Below are 17,787 nucleotides of genomic sequence, written 5' to 3' on the forward strand. Positions count from 1 at the left end.
ATGCCATTCCTTTGGATTTTGCTGACTTTTTGCCAAGCACCCGGCGACTCGCTGACCCGCACCGTTTTCGTGCAGGAAAAAAGCGGTTTGCGATTGGAGCCGGAGCGCCAAGCCGTGTTGTTGGATCCCGAGGGTCCCGACATTGTGTTTCAGCTTTCCAACGACGGTGGTTTTTCGCCCGAAATGCGTTTTCAAGCCGCGCTCACCGGTCCGGGCCTCAGCGCCCCGCACCAGGTGGACGTGCCCGCTCAAGAGGGCCGCATTTTGTTACCGCGCTCCTTGTTTGCCGCGGAAGGCGTTTTCCGACTGGTTAACGTGCGCCTGACCCGAGGCGACAACTTAATCGCGTTCTCCGAACCGGCCGCGGCCGAAATCCAGGTGGCCGAGAATTTTCTGGTTTCCGAGGTACAGGTCACACCGCTTTCCCAACAGGACCTGATTGATCGGGGTTACCTGTTCAGCGACGAGGATTACTACACGGTTGAGTTCGAAATGGCGCTGATGATCGGCTCCAAGGAAGAAAACGTCTCCGTGCCGGTGGCCTTCCCCAAGAAAAACAGCGAAGCTTTTCAGCCCGTGATTCTGCAGGACCCGTTTAAACCCTATGTCCGCTTGCTCACCTTTCCGTTTAGCGGCGACGATTACAACATCCCTTTGGGCGCCTCGCCCGATCCACCCGCATCTCAAAGTTACATGCCGGGCTTGATTCTGATTCCCGGTAACTTCAACTACCTCAAATCGCATTTTGACGTGACCTGTTTGGTGCTTAACGCCGCACCCGAGGGGTTTGATGTGCGTGTCAACCGTTTGCAGGCACGCTTGCGTCTGCCCGATCCCACCCGTTACGGCAACCCGCTGACGGTGAAAGAATCGGTGATCAAACCCATGCTGCATCCGGGTGAAGACGGTGAACTGGAAACGGCCGACGATCGCGAATTCATTTTGCCGACCGAAAAGGCCGAGGCGAGTTACGTGGTGATCGGCAATATTCCCGGCATGTACGATGTGGAAGTGGAAGTGACCGGCAACCTGCAACTGCCGCAGGAGACCCAAGAAGTTAGCACCCTCACGCGCGGCCAAATCTTCGTGCGCAGCCCCGAGTTTTCGGTCACTTTTGAGCACCCGGACGCGGTGGCTGAAAACGAAGTGTACAACCTGATCATGAACATCGATAACCGGGGCGAAATCCCGCTGGAGGGATTCTCGGTTACGCTGGATCCCGATACCTTGGTCGGCTGCGAACTCTTCGAAACCCACCCGGTCCAATCGCCGGGGAGCATTGCCGTCGGCGGTACGGGTCAAGTGGTTTATCGGTTGCGCTCGCTGCTGTCGGGTACGGTCATTTCCAGTTACTTCAAAGTGGACGGCGCCGTTCAGGGCGCTTTGAACCTGCGGGTCGGTGTTGGCGAAATCGGTCAACGCATTTCACCTTATGTGGTGAACTTTCCCGAGGTGTTTCACGCCGAGTTCCCCGTGGTTCTGACCAATGCGATTCGTCAATACGCCAAGGCCGGTTTGGACGTTTCTCAAGCAACCCCGGAGGAAGTACCCGACGGGTTGTTGCCGGTTTCCGCGCCCGCGGTGCGGGAATTCAACGAATTGGCCGTGTTTGCGGCCCGCATCGGCAGCATGGGTTTCAGCGACGGGGAGCAGTTGGTGCGCCTGTTCAGCTTGTGGACCCGAGGCGTGCGCGAATACGAACCCTTGGACCGCGTGCGCCGCGCCCAAATTATGGCGGGCACCGACAATCCTGAAACGGCGTTTGCCCAGGCGTTTAACGAAACACTGGGCGGTCAGAGCCCGGATGAATTGGTGCGCCTGCTGGCTCGCGAAAACGAAGAGACGCCTCATGTGTTCGCGGTGATGCTGGAAAGTTCGGTGCCGGTTGACCTCTACCTCAACGATGTGAACCAAACCCTTGCCGCCAATCGCACGACGCCCTACAGCGCCCTGTTGCCGCTCACCCCGACCAAAACGCTTTTCTGGCTGCACGGTGTTTCTGAAACGCCGCGCCTCCAAGTGCGCCCTCGCGGGGGCGATCGTGCCGCCGTCAGTCTGGCCGCCGTTTACCCGGACGGCGAGGGCGGTATGTTGCTTAGCGAAAGCGGCAATGTAGCCTTTTCTGCAACCTTGGATATCGGCTTCGATCCGGCCGAACGGCGCATGCGTTTGCTGCCGGGTGGGGGTTTGCCGCAAAACCGCGAGGGTGTGGCGGTGGCGCCCAAAGCGTTTGAAATGCTGCAGATCCGTCACATGGATCCCCAGATTTTGCCCAGCGCCGACATCTACGGCCGCGATTTCCTCATTACGTTTACCAAACCGCTGGATTTGAACAGCCTGGACCCTATCGAGGAGCATGTTTTCATCAACGGTAGACCGGCGGTAGATGCCAAACTGCAACGGGACGGTCTCAACCTGATCGTCAGTTCGCGCATGCCCCTGGGTCCCTACCATCCCATCAGCTACGAGATCCGCGACCCCCGCGCCAAGTCCGGCGAATCGCTGTCGACCCAATCCGGTACCATCGAAGGCTCGCCTTGGTACATCGGTTGTTCCATTACCGGCCGCGTGGTGGACCGCAATCGCAGCGATCTTAGCAAGGCCAAAATTTTCCACTGGAAACGGGACTGGACCAACCCCAGCCTAAATCTGGAAGAAACGGAACCCGGCGAATGGCGGATTTTTGAAACGATTAGCTTGGACGAGGAAGGCCGCTTCTTTTTCCCGTACTCGCCCTTTCCGGCCTTTGCCGTTAAAGACGAAATGGACCTGCGCACCCTCAAGATCGGGGTGCTGTTGGAGGACGGCCGCTACGAAGAACGCGAGTTCCATCCGGCCGGCGCGGGTCAAAACCTGATCGCCGAATTCGCCTTCCTGCAACAGGGCGAAGTGCGTGGTTACGTGCGGGACGCCGAGGGGGCGCCCATCAGCGGCGCCGCGGTTTACGCGGTCAACCAAAACAATCAGCAATCGGCCGTGATTACCGAAACCGACGAAAACGGCTTTTACCGCGCGGTCGATTTGGAAGTCGGTCAGATTCTGGTGAAGTCCGCCAACGCCGGCATTGTCGGCTACGCGTCCGGCTACCTGACCCAAACCAATTCGCCGCTGACGGTGGATGTGGTGATCGACAACCCCAGCGGCGACATCAGCGGGCGCATTACGGTGAACGACAACGGCACGATCCGGCCGCGTGAAAACGCGATCGTGGCTTTTGTGCAGCAGAACGGCCTGGTGGGCCATATCCGACTGGGCGGTGAAGACTATCCTTACTCGGTGATTACCACCACCGACGCCGACGGGCGTTACACGTTGGAAGACGTGCCGGCGGGCAATGGTTACTGGTGGGTTTGGGATCTCAACTACCGCTATTTCGAACGGTTGATGGTGGTCAACCCCGACGATCAACTGACCGAAAACCACGAGTACGACGGCACACCGCCGCCGACGGGCAGCGTGGGCGGTTTGGTGCGCAACCGATTCGGTAACCCGGTCGAAGGGGCGCGGGTGACGGCGGGCGGCCAGCTCACGGTCACCGGTGCCGACGGGCGCTTCCTGTTCCAATACGTTGAGCAGGGGACCAACATCACGGTTCGCGCCGAACACGACGATTACGGTTCCGGCACCTTTTCTCTGGTGTTGGATGTTCCCAGCCGCGACGACCTCATTATTGAACTGCGCGAACGCATTACCATTTCCGGGCGCTTCGTGGATGCCGACGGCAATCCCAAGGCTTTTGCCGATATTTACAACCCACCGTACCCCATGATCATCGTGCCCATTGCCCAAACCGATGCGCAGGGTTACTGGACGGCAACCCTTCCCGAGCCGGGAACTTATGCGATTACCACGGTTGATTGGCCCCACATCGCCGCGCTTGAGAACCTGTCCGTGGGCGATACCGGCGCCCAAGATCTGTTGCTGCAGCAATGGGCGACCGCCGATTTACGCGTGCGCCTGGTCAACGAGTCCGGTCAACCGGTCGTGGCCAAGGTCAGTGTCAAAAGCATGCGGCCCGAAGACTTTACCCTGGCCCTCGGTTTGCCTTCACTGAAGCTGACCCACATCAATCAGTTCACCGATGCCAATGGCGAAGTCATCATTCGCAACCTGAACATCGGCAATTTCGAAGTTTGGGGCGAAAGCGGGTTGCTGGGCGAAACCGACGTCTTTAGCGGCGTGCTTGAGGAAGCGGCCGACGGCGCCGAACCACGCACCATCACGCTGGTTTTCCCCGACAGCCTGGAACCCGCCAACCTGTTTGGCCGTGTGTTTGATACGGACGGTGTCACGCCGGCCCCCGAAGGCACCGTGGTTCAGGCTCAAGGTCCGGGCATCGAGGCCCGTGTGGCCACCGACGCCGAGGGCAACTATCGCTTTGAGAACCTGGTGCAAACCGATGATCCGGTGCGTCTCAACATTATTGCCGGCCATCCCGACAGCGGTCTCTACGACACGGCTTGGATGGACCTGCACCAGGACCTCAACTTCCGCTACGACATGATTTTGCGTACCAAGGGGACGGCACGTATTTCGGTCGTCAACGGCGACGGTACGCCGGTGGATGCGGCGGCCGTGGAAGTGAGTTACCGCGACGTTTATTTTGTACCGCCCACCGAACCCGGCTTGTTTGGCGAGATGGGCGAAGAACCGGTGCGCGAAACCGGCCAAATTACCGCGACCCAACGCAGCTTGGACTTCGGCGATATTCCCACCGGTCCCTTCACCGTGCGCGTCAGCAGCGGCAACGGCCTGGTGGGCCTGCGTTCCTACGTGATTCCGGTGGACGGCGGCACGGTGCCGTTGACGGTCAAGTTAGAGGCATCTTCGCGTATCGACGGCCTGTTCCTGACCCATCAAGACAACCCCATCCCCGACGCCGAAATCCAGTTGTTGGCATTTAATCGCCTGTTGCAGCAACGCCTGACCAGCAGCGAGCCGGGCGAGGAAGGCCGTTTCAGCTTCCCCGACCTGCCCATGCGCACCTACCGCCTCAACGGCACCGATCCGGCGACGGCCTTGCAAGGCAACTTGGAAGTAACCACCAGCCCTTACCAACCCATTGCGGACGTCACCCTGCGGCTCGATCCAGTCGGCGATTTAGAGGGTTTGGTACTGCACGAGGGCAATCCGGTGCCCAACGCCCAAATTACCTTGGTTCGCCGCGGCCTGAAAATCATTACCGGCTCCGACGCCGAGGGCCGCTACCGCTTCCGCAACCTGGCTTTGGGCGATTACGAAATCAGTGCCGCGTCGCCGTCGGTCATCGGCAAGGTCAAAACCGGGGTTACCCTGGAGCAGGCCTTTACGGTAACGCCCTTTGACATTCACTTCGGCAAACTGTTCGACGTCGACCTTTTTGTCGAAAGCGCCGACGGCTTGCCGGTAAGCCAAATGCTGGTCACCGCCGAGAACCTGGATTACCGCCAGGTGGTGGGCAACAGTGCTTATACGGATGAAAACGGCATCGCGCGCTTGGCGGATTTACCAGTGGGAACCTACCGCATCAGCGGCAGTCATCCGACACAGTCGGCCCCGCTTTCCGGTCGCTTTACCTTGACCGACGCCGACCCCGACCCGGCGGCCCGTTCGGTGCGCTTCAACGGCTGGGGTTCGATCTCCGGCCATGTGCGCGACACCACGGGTAGCCCGCTCAGCCAACCGGTGCACGTGAATTTCGAATACCGCCTCAACGGCATTCGCGACCGCATTACCATTACCACCGACGGCGAAGGGTATTACCGCGCGGGCGGAATGCCCACCGGGGTGCCCATCCAAATCACCGCTTATAACCAACAAACCCAGGAGGTTGCCAACCGGACGGTGACCCTCGACAACCACGGCCAAGAGCATGTGGAAGACCTGACCTTCCGCGCCTCGACTTTTGTTACCGGCACCGTGCGCCTCAGCGACGGCACCCCGGCGGTGGGCGCCTCCGTTTGGGTTACCAGTCCTTATTACCTGTTGGTGCAGGCCGACGAACTGGGCGAGTTTTATCTCAGCCCCATTCTGGACGGTGAAACGACGATTTATGCCAAAGCCGCCGACAGCGAGCGCAAGGTCGCGCATGGGGTGCAAATCGAGATTGTCGACGGACTGCCGCAACCGATCAACGGTTTGGAGCTGACCTTGAGCGGCGTCGCCGGCGTGAGCGGCAGCGTTAGCTACCACGACGGATCGACTCTGCGGACGGGCAGTGTCACGCTGGCGATTCCCGAACTGGACGAAACCTTTTCCACCCTGATCCTGGGCGACGGCACCTACAGCTTTAACCAAATCCCGCTGGGTACCTGGGAACTGTCGGCCCACGATCGCAAGTTCGCCAAAACCAGTGAGACCTTCACGGTCGTGGCCGATGGTGACGGCGCGACCCTGACCCAAGACATCACCTTCCAACCCAGCTTCGAGCTGACCGGGCGCTTGATGGACACCAGCGATTTCAATCCGGTTGCCGGCGGTCTGGTGGAACTGTGGCGTCCCAACCCCAATCCCCACCTGGATCCCGAACTGATTTACGCCGCCGAGTCCGATCCCGACGGGTATTTCCGCATCCAACACGTGTACCCCGGCGATTACCAGCTGGTGGCTGAAGACGCCGCCTTGACCGGCAGCTACACACTGGCGTTCACCATGCCCAACCAAGATTTGGATTTGGCAAACCTGACCCTGCGCACCCGTGCCTGGATACTGGGTACCATCAGCGACGGCGACAATGATCCCTATCATGTAGGCAGTGTGTCACTGACCCAAAATGGTCGCCTCAGTACCTACCGCATTCAGCCGGACGGCAGTTTTGAATTCAACGGTTTGGAACCCGGTCCCTACAGTCTGACTTATAGCCTCAATAACGGCTGGACCACCGGCGCGACCAGTGGTTTGCTCAGCGCGGGCGTTAATACCTTACCCATCGTAACCGGCGCCACCCATTCGGTGAGCGGTACGGCGATTCTGTTGCGGGATCCACCCGCGCCGCCGTGGGTGCGGTTCGTCTACAACGGCATTTCTCGTTCGGTAACCCTCAACGCCGCCGGCGATTTTGTGTTGGACGGCGTGCCCGATGACGGCGACACCGATTTGATGCTTTCCTACGGCGCGTTCTCCCGCGTCTTGCCGCTGGGTACCCTCACCGGTGATCGCGACCTGGGGACGCTTTACCTGGATACCACGCCGCCCAGCCTCGCCTTTGCCGACGAAGGCGCTACCGTTTCGGCGCTGCCTTTTGAACTCAGCTTCCAAATTGAGGAAAGCGATGCTCAATCCGAGGTGAACCCCGCCGCGACGCGGGTTTGGGTCAACGGCAGCGAGATTACGCCGCTGTTTCACACGGACCAAACCTCGATTCGTGCCACGCTGGACCGATTACCCGACGCCTTCTTGATCGGGGCCAACGAACTCGAAGTGGAAACGGCCAACCTTGCCGGCGCCTCGGTGCGGCGCAGCTTTAACCTCAATGTTGATTTGGGCGGCATCACCTTGACCGTGGACGTGCGGCGCAACAATCAGCCCTTCGTCGGACAGGTCAGCCTGGATCGCGGCGGCTGGCAAAATACCGATGCCGAAGGCCGTGTGGTCTTCAGCGGGGTCTCCATTGAAGCCCACACCTTGCGGGCGCGTGGCGACATTTACGGCACCCGCCTCCACTACCTTGCCGGTGGCGCGGTTAACCAAAATGTGGTGCTTTCCCTGCACCAGTACGGTGCTTACACGGGTCGCCTGATCGACGACGGCGGCCAACCGGTATCCGGGACACGGATTGAAATCGGGGAGGAGGGTGAACACACCGGACCGGACGGCACCTTCCTGTTTGACTTCCTGCCTTTGGGTAACCATCAACTGACGGCCCACGTCAACGGCCGCCACGCTTTCCTGCAACCGCGTGCCTTGGATCGCAACGGCGAAAGCGTTGCGGTCGGCGACATGGTGTTGGAAGGTGCCGGCACCGTGGTCGGTGTTGTTTACGACAACGACGGCACGACGCCGATTGCCGACGCCGAGGTGACGCTGAGTTTTGCCGGTTTGCCGGATGTGTTCCGTCGCCAAACCGTCAGTGCCGCCGACGGAAGTTTCACCTTAACCGATGTGTTGGCGCGTTCCTTTGAATTGACCGCCTACCAGCCGACCAGTGAGCGGCGCGGTTTCGCCGCGGGAACCTTGAGCGATCACGGTCAAACGGTCAATGTCCCCATCCTGCTGAGCCCGGCCGGCGACCTCGTCGGTATTTTGCACGATGCCGACGGCAATCCCGCGGTGGGTCTGACCCTCGGCATGACGGGCAACGGGTTTAACTTCAGCGCCGTCACCGCCGACGACGGCGGTTTTGCCTTCACCCGCGTGCCTTACGGCAGCTACACTTTGGCCGCTGAAAGCGGTGACGGGCTGCAATACATCCAGTTCACTTATGAAGTGGACAGCGCGACGGCCGACTTAGGCGTGCGTACCATGCAGCGCGATACGGCGCCGGAAATCCTGGCCTTTAACGTGCCTGCCGCCTACGACTTGGCCGTGACGCCGCGCGTGCGTATGACCGCGCGGGACGACCGCCAAATTCGCGAGTACCGCCTCATTTATGGCGGTGTGCTCACCCAAACCTCTCGCCAATTCGTTTACCGCGCCACCCATGACAGCAACATCGGCCTCGGCATTCCTGCGACCACACCCGAAGGAACGCTGACCTACACCTTGGAAGTCGAAGACCATCGCGGCCAAGTCAGCCGTGTCAGCGGTACGACGGAGGTTGTATTTGGCGGCGAGGGTCCCGAACTGACGATGAACCAACCGCAAAACGGGGCCGCCTTCATTGAAGGGGACAGCATCCAAGTCGAGGTCAGCGTTCACGATCCCGCCGGCATCGACCGCGTTGAAGCCGAGCTGGACGGTGTTCCGCAAGGAAGCAACACCAGTTATCCCTACGGTTTCACCATTACGGCACCGGGCGTCAGCCAGGCGCGGGTGATGACCTTAAGCGTCACCGCGTTTAATGTTCGCGGTTTGTCGACCACCCTGTCCCGTGATCTGGTGATCAGCCCGATCAGCAGCATCGGCGGCCCCGCCGTCACGCTGTTGGCGCCGGAGCACGATCTGTCCCTGCCTTTGGCCCTGACAGACGGCCTGCAATTGCACATTGCCGGACGCGCCGAGGACGAGGACGGTTTGGAAAACGCCTCGGTCACGATTAACGGCGAGCCGGTTTACGACACCGTGCTCAGCGGTACCTCCGCTTTGATTGAAACGGCGTACACCTTAACCGAGGCCATGCGTGCCGCGGACGATTTGTTGGTGGAACTGACCGTCACGGATTTGGGCGGCAACCCCACCACGGCCATTGCACGGGTTAACAACCTGCCGCTGCCGGCGGACGCCGAAATCTTCAATGCGGCCAACGTGCTGACACTGGAGACCTGGAACCGCGATCACGAGGGCAAAACCATCGTGCTGGCGGGCGGCGCGCACCAAATCGACGGCGAACATGCCTTCGCCGACCTGATTCTGGTCAACGGGGCAAGCCTCGGCCAAACCGCTACCGACAGCAACGGCGACAATCCGGCCGGTACCAACCTGGAACTCAACGGTCGCTTGGTGGTGGATTACGGCAGCCGCATCGACTTGGACGGCATGGGTTACCCCAACATGGCGCCGGGCCACGGTCACAGTGGCTGGCGCGCCAGCCACGCCGGTTTGGGTCAAGGTACGACCGATACGCGTTTGATTTACGGTTCGCCGTTCCGCCCCCAACAGCCAGGTTCCGGTTTGGGTGGTGGCGCCCTGCGTGTCGCTGCTTCCGAGGTGTGGGTGCTCGGCCGCATTAGTGCCGATTCCCATCACGGGAACCGGGGTTTGAGCGGCAGTGGCGGCAGTATTTGGCTCACCGGTGAAATGTTCGGCAAAGGTCATATCTCGGCCAACGGTTACGCCGGCGACTACGCTTCTTCCAACGCCGGTGGTGGCGGTGGTGGCCGCATCGCCCTTTACGGTGCGTTCGGTGGCACGGTGACGGCCTTCGGCGGCCGCGGCGCCGGTGCCGGTTCCGTTTACTTCTGGACTGCCGATCCCGATCAATCCCGTGGTTATCGCGATCGCTTGGTGTTCGCCAACCACCCCGAAGCCTCCGGCACCAACACCAGCCTGATCCCAACTTTGGAAAACCGCCGCGTCGGCGAGCATGTTTTTGTTTCGAGCGAAACCCAAAGCAATGTGACGCGCCAAGTGCTCAGCTTCCTGGACCCGCCTTTGCTGGGGCTTGACGCCTTCCTGGGCATGCGCGCTTATCGCCAAGGTGCCGAGTCGGAAGCGGGTGTGGTGGATAACCAAAGCGAAACCAAATTGTTCAGTGAGCCGGAAGCCGGCTTTGGCACCTTTGAAGACGGCGACCTGCTGTTTGTCGACTATCGTGTCGACGAACTGGAAATACGCGACCACGCCCACTTCCTTATGAACAACTTCCATCCGGGCGGCGAAATCAGCCTGGCGAACGCCACCCTGGAAGCCGGCGACCAAAGCTTGGACGTTTCGGCCGCGGCGTTCACCATTCACGGCGGCGGCCACTTGATCGGCGACTTTGTCGGGCTTGGCGATTTGGCTGTCACCGAAGGTTACCAAGTCCGCGTCACCGGCAACCTTGATTTCAACGGAAACGTCACCCTGTTGGGTGGTGACCTGATCGTCAACGGCAGTGTAACCGCGTCGGCTTTGGACGTGGCGTCGGCGGCCGTGGTTGCCACCCCGGAAGGTGTGGTGGACGCGGGTCTGCACCTGCACGCCGATGCGATGACCATCGATGGTGAGGTTCGCGCCCATGACAACGGCAACTCGGCCAACGGCGACAATGCCTACTACGGCAGCCACGGTGGTTTGGGCGGCTACCAGGTGGACTACGCGGTTCACAAAACCTTCGGGAACCTTTACCGGCCTGTGACTAACGGCGCCGGCAACACCACCGGCCATCGTCCCGGTGGTCGGATTCGCCTGAGCTTTGGGACCTTGGACCTGAACGGTGCGGTGAACGTCAACGGTACTTATCGCCACGGTGCGGGCGGCTCGATTCTGTTGGAAGGCAACAACCTCAGCGGCACCGGTACCTTAAATGCCAATGGTTCGGCGACCAGTATTTGGTCGGCGGGCGGCGGCCGTATCGGCGTGTTGGTCAACGACATCAACGGCTTCAGCGGCAACGCCACGGCGTTCGGCGGTCCGACCGGTGTTGCCAGCGTGGATTACCAAGGCGGCGCGGGCACGGTTTTCTACCGCACCGACGACCTGCCCAACGGCCGTTTGGTTTTGGACAACAACGGCACGATCACGCGACCGCTCGCCACGCCGTTGCCCGGATTGGGGCAACGTACGGCCGAGACGGCCACCGGCGGTGGTGAACTGCTGGGCAGCGATTTCCCCGCCCTCAACGGGTTGGGTGGGTTGTACGTGGTGTTCGCCGACGGCAGCGAAGTGGCGATTGCCGAAAACAGCGAAACCCAACTGCAACCGGTTTCCGGCGGTAGCTTCCCCGTTTTGGCTCAAGGCGACACTTATTCCGGTTTACACATCTTGGATGTTCTGGAAGTGCGCGGTGGTGCCCAGCTGCAATCCATTGACGCGATTCGCATTGTGCAGGATTTGATTGTCGACGGCGGCACCCTCGATGTGCCCAACCTCGCCTTACCCGCCGACTTCCAATTCACCGACGGCGCAATGGAGCTCTACCAAGATCCTGGCTTTACCTCGCTGGAATTAAACAATTTCCAACTGACGACGCACTTTGAGATGCAGTTGACCGAACTGAATTTGAACAACGGCGCCTCGCTGACCAACGATGCCGTCGTCAACGCCGACGTGACGCGGGTGACTGACGGGGACCTGGTGTTGCAAGGCACCTTGCGTGGCGACAGCCTGATCGTCGGTCCCGACGGGGTGGTGCGTACCATCGCCGGTGTGCGCGACGGCGGTTTTACCATCGACGTCACCGACATCGACATCGCCGGTGCCGTGCGTGCCCATCACAACGCCAATGCCACCAACCACGACAACCGCTTCCGCGGCAGTCACGGTGGTTTCGGCGGCTTCCAAACAGATTTTGCCGTCCATCGAACCTACGGCAACCTGTACCAACCGGATACCGCCGGTTCCGGCGACGGCCTGAGTGACGCACCGGGCGGCCGCATCCGCATGCAGTTCACCAACCTCAACCTCACCGGTACCATCGATGCCAACGGCCGTTTGGAACAAGCGGCGGGCGGTTCGGTCCTGTTGTCCGGCCAAACCCTAACCGGTGACGGCGGCATCAGCGCCAACGGCGCCGCCACCAGTATCTACGCGGGCGGCGGCGGTCGCATCGCGCTGCTGGTTGAAAACGTCGACGGATTCAGCGGTCCCGTAACCGCCTTCGGTGGCAAAAACGGCGTCGCCAGTCCCAACTACTGGGGCGGCGCGGGTACGGTGTTCTACCGCAACAGCACCTGGCCCAACGGTCGTTTGGTGTTGGACAACAACGACATCGAAACCCGGCCCGGTTCGACGCTGCTGCCGGGATTGGGCAATCGCACTGCCGAATCGGCCACCGGCGGTGATGTGATTGACGGCTTTGGGTATCCCGAATTTAACGACTTGGCCGGCCTGTACGCCGTGTTCCCCGACGGCTCCGAGGTCGCAATCGGCAGCCACACACCGACACAGCTTTTGCCGCGCGAAGGCCTGCGTTTTCCCGAACTCGCCGAGGGCGAGGCCTACTCCGGCCTGCACATCTTCGACGTGTTGGAGATTCGCGGCAAGGTGAACCTCAAATCCATCGACGCCATTCGCGTTTTGGAAGACTTCATTCTGGGTGACGGAAGCGTAGATGTGCCCGACTTCCAAGTACCCAGCGACACGGTCCTCAGCGACGGCTCCATCGAACTGTTTGTGGATCCCGGTTACACCAACATCGAACTCGACAACTTCCACCTCACCGTGCATTTCCCCATGGATCTGACCAACTTGCGTTTGACCAACGGTTCGACCCTGACCACGGATTCCGACATCTACGCGGCGGCGATCGACGTGGTGGAGGGTGAAGTCATTATCAACGGTACCTTGGCGGGTGAAACGCTGACCGTTGCCGAAAACGGCGTCATTCGCACCCCGCTCGGTCAGGCCGACGCCGGCCTTGGCATTGAAGTGCCGGTCATGAACGTGGCGGGTGTTATCCGCGCTCACCACAATCCAAACGGCTGGAACGACGGCAACCGCTACCGTTCCAGCCATGGTGGTTACGGCGGTAGCGACACCAACTTTGACGTCCACACGACCTTCGGCAGCCTTTACCAACCCAATACCAACGGTGCGAGCGGTCGTTCCTCCGACGAAGCGGGCGGTCGCATTCGCCTCAGCTTCACGACCCTGGACCTCAGCGGCGAAATCAATGCCGACGGCACCGTGCAAAGCGGTGCGGGCGGTTCCGTGATGCTTAACGGACAAACCTTAACCGGTAGCGGCGACATCCGCGCGAACGGTGCCGCCACCAGCATTTATGCGGGCGGCGGCGGTCGTGTGGCCGTGATGGTGGAGGACCTGAACGGGTACACCGGCGCGGTCACGGCCTTTGGCGGCCGCAACACGGTCGCCAGTCCCAACTACCAAGGCGGCGCGGGTACGGTGTTCTACCGCAACAGCACCTGGCCCAACGGTCGTCTGGTGCTGGACAACAACGGCACCGAGACGCGGACCGGCTCCACCGAGTTACCCGGTTTGGGTGAACGCACGGCCGACGGCGATACCGGCGGCGGCGTGATCGCGGGGACTGATTTCCCTGCCTTTAGCGGCCTCACCGGCTTGTACGTTCGTTTCGGCGACGGAAGCAGCGTGGCGATTGATACCCATACGGCGACCGAGTTGACACCGGTTTCCGGCAGCACCTTCCCGGTACTGGCCGGCGGCGAACCCTATTCGGGTCTGCACATCCTGGATGAGTTGGTGGTGCGCGGCAACGCCAACCTCAAAACCCTCGACGCGCTTCAGGTCAACAACACCTTGGTGGTAGACAGTGGTTCCGTTGATGCGGGCGAATTGAGCTTGCCGCCGGGATTCAGCTTCACCAACGGCGCCTTGACGCTTTTTGCCGATCCGGGTTTGACCGAACTCAACTTGGACGGTTTCCACCTTACCGTTCACTTCCCACTCAACCTCACCAACCTGACACTCAGCAACGGGTCGTCCTTGACAAGTACGGTTTCGATGCAGGCGCAAACGACCGTGATTAACGACGGTGAACTGATTCTCAATGGCACGCTCAGCGGTCAATCGTTGAACCTGAGCGCCGCCGGCACCATTCGCACGCCGAGCGATACGGCCGACGCCGGCCTGATGTTGGACGTTACCGAAATGGAAATTGCCGGTACCATCCAGGCCCTGTACAACGGCAACAGCGACAACCCGGGCGGGCGTTACAACACCAGCCACGGCGGTTACGGCGGCGCACCCAACGGGTTGGACTACAGCCAAGTCGACACCTATGGTTCCCTGTACCAACCGCAAACCAACGGCACCGGCCAAAATGCCGACCTGCGCCCCGGCGGTCGGGTCCATCTGCGTTTCGACAGCTTAACGCACACGGGTGCCGTCAACGTCGACGGCAGCGAACACTACGCTTCCGGCGGTTCCATCCTGTTGGAAGGCAACAGCCTCAGCGGCGGTGGTAGCTTAAGCGCCAATGGTTCGGGCGGTTATGTATATACCGGCGGCGGCGGACGGATTGCGGTCCTGGTTGCCGATCAGGCCGGCTTCAGCGGCACCGCGACCGCCTTCGGCGGCTTGTTTAGCGTGGATCACCCGCTTTACAACGCCGGCGCGGGGACGGTTTTCTACCGCGATTCCGCGCGCTGGCCCAACGGACGTTTGGTGGTGAACAACAACGGCACCCCCAGTCCGACGGGTTCTACCGAATTGCCGGGTCTCGGCGAACGAACCGCGGTCGGCGACACCGGTGGCGACGTGATTGCCGGATCCAATTTCCCCACCTTCAGCAGCCTCACCGGTTTGCACCTGTTGTTTGCCGATGAAAGCACGGTGCCGATCGCAAGCCACGGATCCGACGCCTTAAGCGCGCCGGCGGGCAACCCCTTCCCGGCCTTAGTCGAAGGGGACACCTACTCCGGCGTCCACATTTTGGATGTTTTGGAAATCAGCGGCGGCGCCAATTTGCGCACCATCGACGGTGTGCGGGTCCTACAGGAATTCGTGATGGGTGACGGTACCATCGACACCCCCGACCTGGACGTTCCCGTCGACGGCAATCTGCAAAACGGCAGCATTGAACTGTTCGAAGATCCCGGCTACACCCGCCTGGAGTTGGACAACTTCCACCTGATCATCCACTATCCCGTGGATGTGAGTCGCATCTCGCTGATTAACGGCGCCACCTTGGTGACCGACAGCGACGTCACCGCGGCCGAGGTCAGCGTGCTCTCCGGTTCCATCACGATGAACGGTACCTTAACAACCGACGACCTCAACGTTTCCGGCCAAGGGATCATCCAAACCCCCGCCGGCACCGACGACGCGCGGTTGATCATCAACGCGCCACAAATGCAAATCGCCGGTTCCATTTTGGCCCACGACAACGGCCAAAGTTTTAACCCCGAAAACATCTGGCAAGCCGGCCACGGCGGCCGCGGCGGCAACCGACCCTTGGAAGACTCGCCGCCTTACGGCAACATGTACCGTCCTGCCACCAACGGGGTGGGCACCGACGCGGGCGGCGCCATTCGCCTCAACTTCACCAGCCTCAACCTTACCGGGAGCATCAACGCCAACGGTCGTAACGGCCAAAGCAGCGGTGGTTCGGTGCTTTTGGAAGGGGAGACGCTCACCGGTAGCGGCACGATTAGCGCCGACGGCGGCAACGATTACTGGAACGGCGCCGGCGGTGGACGCATTGCGCTGTGGGTTAACGATCAGGCCGAATTCGCCGGCGCGGTGCATGCCCACGGCGGCCAAACCACGATCAACACCCAGAACTACAACGGCGGCGCCGGCACGGTTTACCGTCGTTCGGACATCTGGCCCAACGGTTACTTAACCGTGGACAACAACGATTTGGCCAGTCGTTACACCACCACCGAATTGGTTGCACTGGGCCAACGGGAGGTGGCCGTTGCCACGGGCGGCGGACAGACCTTGGACGGCGACAACTTCCCCCTGCTCAACGGCTTGGCCGGCATGTGGGCGGTTTTTGACGACGGCGAAGTCTTAATCGGCGACCACGGCGAGCACCAACTCACCGCCGCCGAGCCCGACCTGCCGTTCCCCGATCTGAACCCGGGTGATCGCTACCACGGCCTGCACCTATTTGATGTCTTGGAAGTACGCGGCAACGCGCACCTTAAAACCGACGACCATATTCGCGTCTTGCAAACCGTGATCCTCGCGGGCGGCAGTATCGATGCCGCCGGTCTGGAACTACCCGCCGAGGCCCCATTCACCGAGGGTTCCATTGAACTCTTTACCGATCCCGGTCTCGGTCAACTCACCCTGAATTCCTTTAACCTGGTGAGCCACTTCCCGTGGAATTTGGACAGCTTGCATCTCAGCGGTGACAGCACGCTGGAACCCAAAGCGTCGATCACGGTCAGCGAAACCCTGACCGTTGACGCGGGCAGCAGCATCATTGCGCGAGATCGCGGTCTGGCCGAAAACCCCGGTAATGTTTACCGTTCCGGCCACGGTGGTTACGGCGGAAACTTCGATCTGTCGGCGGCGGTGACCTTTGGCAACCTCTATGAACCGACCACCTCCGGCCGTTCCCACAACAACACGCCCGATGCAGGCGGTGCCATGGAACTGCGTTTCGATACGCTGGTGCTCAACGGCCGTTTGGATGCAGACGGCAGTGGCCGGGGTGCGGGCGGCGCAATTTTGCTGCGCGGCGGAACCCTTACCGGCGGTGGCAGCATCAGCGCCGACGGGGGTAAGACCTATTGGGAGACGGGCGGCGGCGGCCGCATCGCCATTCACGTTGAAGAACTGACGGCTTTCGAAGGTCAAGTCAGTGCTTTGGGCGGTCGTGCCGATGCCAACCGCCAATACAGCAACGCGGGTGCGGGCACGGTGTTCTACCGCAACAGCACCTGGCCCAACGGTCGTTTGGTCATTGACAACAACGGTTTGGACACGCGCCCCGGCACCACCGAATTGCCAGGTCTCGGCGAAGTGATTGCCTTGGAACCCACCGGTGATGGACCCATCTACGGGGAAAACTTCCCGGCCTTCAGCGGGCTGAGCAACCTCTACCTGGTGTTTGAAGACGGCAGTGAAATCGCGATCGGCGATCACACCGAAAACGAACTGTTCGCGGCTTCCGGCAGTTTCCCCTTCGTCGACGAGGGCCAAAGCTATCGCGGCTTGCACATCTTCGACGTGTTGGAAATCCGCGGGAACGCCCAACTCAAGACGGTCGACACCATTCGCGTACTCGACGAATTCATCTTTGAAAGCGGCAGTGTGGAAGCGGCCGCGTTGGAAGTACCCGTCGGCAGTGAGCTGGCTAACGGCAGCATGACGCTTTACACCGATCCCGGGCTGAGCAACCTGACCCTGGACAACTTCCAATTGGTGGCGCGAGTTCCCATCGCGACAACCAACCTGCAACTGCGCAATGGTGCCACCCTTGAACTGAACGCGCCTTTAAGTGCCGACACCATCACCGTCGATCATGGCTGCACCATCTTGGCGCGCGACGGCGGATCGGCCGAAAACAGCGGTAACCGGTTCCGTGCCAGCCACGGCGGTTACGGCGGCAACTTCGATTTTGAAGGCGTGGAAACC

General features: G+C 60.9%; 1 protein-coding gene (cut by a window edge). It reads left to right on the plus strand.

All coding sequences use genetic code 11. The features are described 5' to 3' along the window. On the plus strand, positions 1-17,787 hold the 5' portion of the coding sequence (locus J3U88_RS13525; RefSeq protein ID WP_207859353.1) for a carboxypeptidase regulatory-like domain-containing protein. 4,347 nt of this gene lie beyond the right edge of the window; only the first 17,787 of its 22,134 coding nucleotides appear in the window; its start codon is at positions 1-3; the stop codon falls past the right edge of the window.

Source organism: Acanthopleuribacter pedis (assembly GCF_017377855.1).
GTDB lineage: Bacteria > Acidobacteriota > Holophagae > Acanthopleuribacterales > Acanthopleuribacteraceae > Acanthopleuribacter > Acanthopleuribacter pedis.